Source organism: Aeromonas sp. R3-1 (assembly GCF_040908345.1).
GTDB classification, from domain to species: domain Bacteria; phylum Pseudomonadota; class Gammaproteobacteria; order Enterobacterales; family Aeromonadaceae; genus Aeromonas; species Aeromonas veronii.
The window spans coordinates 1-3,145 of sequence record NZ_JBFODN010000236.1 but is presented as its reverse complement, the minus strand read 5'-3'; the positions used below and the strand labels follow the sequence as shown (position 1 = coordinate 3,145).

Annotated in this window: 4 protein-coding genes and 1 pseudogene; 2 read left to right on the top strand and 3 right to left on the bottom strand. The window is 46.7% G+C overall.

Annotated features, from left to right (window positions below; translation table 11 throughout):
- Both AB5Y85_RS15285 and AB5Y85_RS15280 read right to left on the bottom strand, forming a co-directional pair.
- A pseudogene (locus AB5Y85_RS15285) lies at nucleotides 1-436 on the bottom strand (transposase); the annotation flags it as partial.
- Between the two features lie 109 nt (nucleotides 437-545).
- The gene (locus AB5Y85_RS15280) at nucleotides 546-1,172 is read right to left on the bottom strand and encodes a heme-binding beta-barrel domain-containing protein (RefSeq protein ID WP_047439639.1); all 627 of its coding nucleotides are present in this window, start codon (nucleotides 1,170-1,172) and stop codon (nucleotides 546-548) included.
- Between the two features lie 370 nt (nucleotides 1,173-1,542).
- Between AB5Y85_RS15280 and AB5Y85_RS15275 the strand changes: the two genes are divergently transcribed.
- Nucleotides 1,543-1,731: a hypothetical protein gene (locus AB5Y85_RS15275; protein ID WP_101531743.1), complete on the top strand. Its 189-nt coding sequence runs from the start codon at nucleotides 1,543-1,545 to the stop codon at nucleotides 1,729-1,731.
- A 103-nt stretch (nucleotides 1,732-1,834) separates the two neighbouring features.
- On the opposite strand, the gene AB5Y85_RS15270 is transcribed toward AB5Y85_RS15275, so the two are convergent.
- On the bottom strand, nucleotides 1,835-2,872 hold the full coding sequence (locus tag AB5Y85_RS15270; RefSeq protein WP_257688160.1) for a hypothetical protein: 1,038 nt from the start codon (nucleotides 2,870-2,872) through the stop codon (nucleotides 1,835-1,837).
- A 73-nt stretch (nucleotides 2,873-2,945) separates the two neighbouring features.
- On the opposite strand from AB5Y85_RS15270, the gene AB5Y85_RS15265 reads away from it, so the two are divergent.
- The coding region (locus AB5Y85_RS15265) for a transposase (protein ID WP_368221713.1) at nucleotides 2,946-3,145 on the top strand (200 nt) is incomplete at its 3' end.

Genomic DNA, 3,145 nt, shown 5'->3' with positions numbered 1-3,145 from the left:
CGATGTTGCATACGTTCACGGTTAATCGTCCGCCTGCGAGCCAGATAATCGTAAAAACAGGATGATGTTGGAACATCGAAAGCGCAGCAGACCAGGGTGATGGGGGCTTGCTCTCTTAATTAGTCTATCAGCGCGTACGTGTGAACTCGTCCGCCATCAAGAGAGCAGTAGCCTTTTTTAGAATGTCCTTCTCACGTTCGAGCCGGTTGATACGGGCTTCCTGCTCCTGAATTTTCTGCTGTTCTGGTGTCAGCGCTTTACTCGTTGGGGTTGTACCACAGCGTTCGGATTGCAATTGCTGAACCCAGCGGCGCAGTACGGTTTCACCGACATCCAGTGAACGGCTTGCTTCGGGGACAGAATATCCCTGGTCGAGCCCCAGGGATGCGGCTTCGAGTTTGAATTGGGCAGTAAATGAGCGACGTAATCTTGTCATTGAACACCTCAGGTCATGGTGGCGACTGTACCACCTAAAATGGTGTCCGGGATGATTAGACCACTACAGAGTAAAAAGACCAAGGTGCTGCTCACCTTGGCCAGTCTTACTATTTTACTCTGGTGAGTGAACCACTATCAGAGTGGGCGAAAGGCTTGCCATAGACCTGCAAGCTAGTGGTTTGGTTGTACTTGAGTTTGTCTTTTTCTGAGAAGTCGAGCGTTAATGTAAAGTCTGTCGTCGTGTCATTGGCTGTCATATAGGTGCTTTCAGCAATGCCACGCTTCCCTGTTTTGAAGTCAATCTTGTTGCCAGCTTTGCCTTCGGTCACAACACAAACTGCACGAGGAATGCAGTATGAGTTATAGACAACTTGATTTTTCTTGTCATAGATAAGGTAGCCACGTTGGTCGTGGAATTTTCCATTATCCCTTTTTCTGAATACCTCCTGCTTGTAGTACATCGCTACAAGGTACTGCTCACTGGCATTCTTCGCATCTGCAGCAGGTTCGAAGGTAATCGTTTCATAAAATGGCTCTACAGCTGGGCCACCTTTGCCTACTTTGCTCCCTTCCTGCCCTGGCGCAACATCTACACCACCTGTATCAGTGCTTTTCCATGTTCCTGCCAACTGGGCGAGGGGGCCAAAATCCAGGCCGTTTATCATTGTGTCTGAGTCTGCGTAAGCCAGAGTTGAACTGGCCAATAAAATAGCTGGAATTACTAACTTACTCATATATAACTCCCATCAGAGGTTACCGTTATTATTGTTTTCAGCGCCCTGAATTTAAAAATGTGAGGGAGCAGGGTCAATATGATATTGGTAGCTATGTCTGGTTTTGTGAGTCGAGATTTGTTTTTTGCTATGAATAAAAACCAGCTTTGTTCTGAATCAGTTTTCATTTCCAGATTTAAAAAAACACTAATGTGAATCTAGATCAAATTTTGATTTTTGACTACTGGATATTCGAAGTCTAAATTAATAATTGTTTTGGGGACGTACATTCGGATACAAACCGTCACCAACTACACACGGAATTTTGCGGAGCCCAGTCGTAGGATGAAGTCATGGAGAACGGCTCCATCACCCAATAAGGATTGAGACCATGAAAAAGATCATCCCCCTGGCAGTAGCAGCAGTTTTCGCCCTGACCTCTGGTTTCACCATGGCGGCTACCCCGGCCAAGGCTGTGTCACCGCAAGCGGTCCAAACCAAGGTAGTCAAAAAGCAGCATCATCAAACCAAGCATCATGCCAAGGCTCCAGCAGTTAAAGTTGCGCCGGCAACCAAATAAGTTTGATGGTAGTGAAGTAAGCGGAGAGTAAGCAAAGGTAGGCTGATGCCTCCCTTATATTATCTTCATTGAAAACTCACTGATACAATTAGATGTTTTCAATTTAAGTGAGGATTACTTTGTTACGAGCATCGCGAGCTTGTTTCAGATAAAACTCTATGTCGTTAATGAGCTCCATCAAGGAATCCACCGTGACAGCCTGATTGTTCAGATCCCGAAGCGTTGTCTCAAAACTAAATAATTCTGTGGACAACTTAGTGGTTTCCGTCGCAAGCGCGGCCATGGACGTTCCCGCCATTCCAATAGTGTCTGGCTGTGCCAGAGCCGTGTTCACTGTCCGCAGACTTTCTTGAAAGGCCTCTACCACACAGGTCTGCTTCGTTACCGCCTTAAAGACTTCATCGCGAATTTGGGTGAGTTGATTAAACTTAATGGTTTTGTCAATAACTGCCAATATTTTGTTAATTTGCTTTACTGATAGCTCGATTGACTTCTTCGCAGCTCCAACCTCCGGAACTGCGACATCCTCCGGAGCAGCGGCATCCTTCGGGTCAGTATCAAGAAGGTTCGACAGCTCCATTTCATCTGGCAAGAGTCCAACAAGGTTTTCAGTAGGCCCACCTCGAGCTTCATCAACAGCTGCAGCTAATGTAGCGTAGCGATCTTTGAGAGTTTTGAGACGAGAGGACTCACGATCAACATCCTGTTTTAGGCGTTCATGGTTTGCTGTCTCGGTGGCTGTGGCATCTTTAAGTCGCACCGAGGTTTCTTTTCCAAATGTTGATAGGCGCGTGGCAGGCTCAGAAAGCTCAGTCGCAGCATTTTTAAAGTCCGCGAGAGTGGATGATACTACGTTACTCAAATTGCCTTGCAACTGTGTCCGTGCGGCGTTGGCCTGGTCAGTAGATATTTTGCCCGTGTGTTGGGCTTCGTCAATTTCTCCAATTTTTTGTTGAAGTTGTTGAACTGACTTCATGTTGTTTAACGAGGTGGGCAGTAAGGCAAGAGCATTGCTGATCTCTTTGTTAATATCGTCTACCACAGTAGCAGCAAGATTAATGCGATCAGCAAAGTAGGAATATACTCCATCACTTGTCGCAGGAACGCATCGCTTTATAGTTGTGACGGCGTTGTTTCCCAAATCGATACAGCTTGAATGGAACTAACTGAGGACTTGGTGATCTGATCACCACCATCCTCTTCAAGTCTGCATCATGGGCACATCGCTTCACCCCATCACCAACTGGCCTCAATACAACAAGTCTTTGATTAACCGAGGTTCACTCATCTTCTGGGTTGATGTCGAGGCCATGCGCAATTGGTTTCACCACGACCATCATGGACGACGGGGACGCAGCCAGCTCTACACCGACCAGACCATCTGCACATTCCTGATGCTCAAGGGGATTTTCAG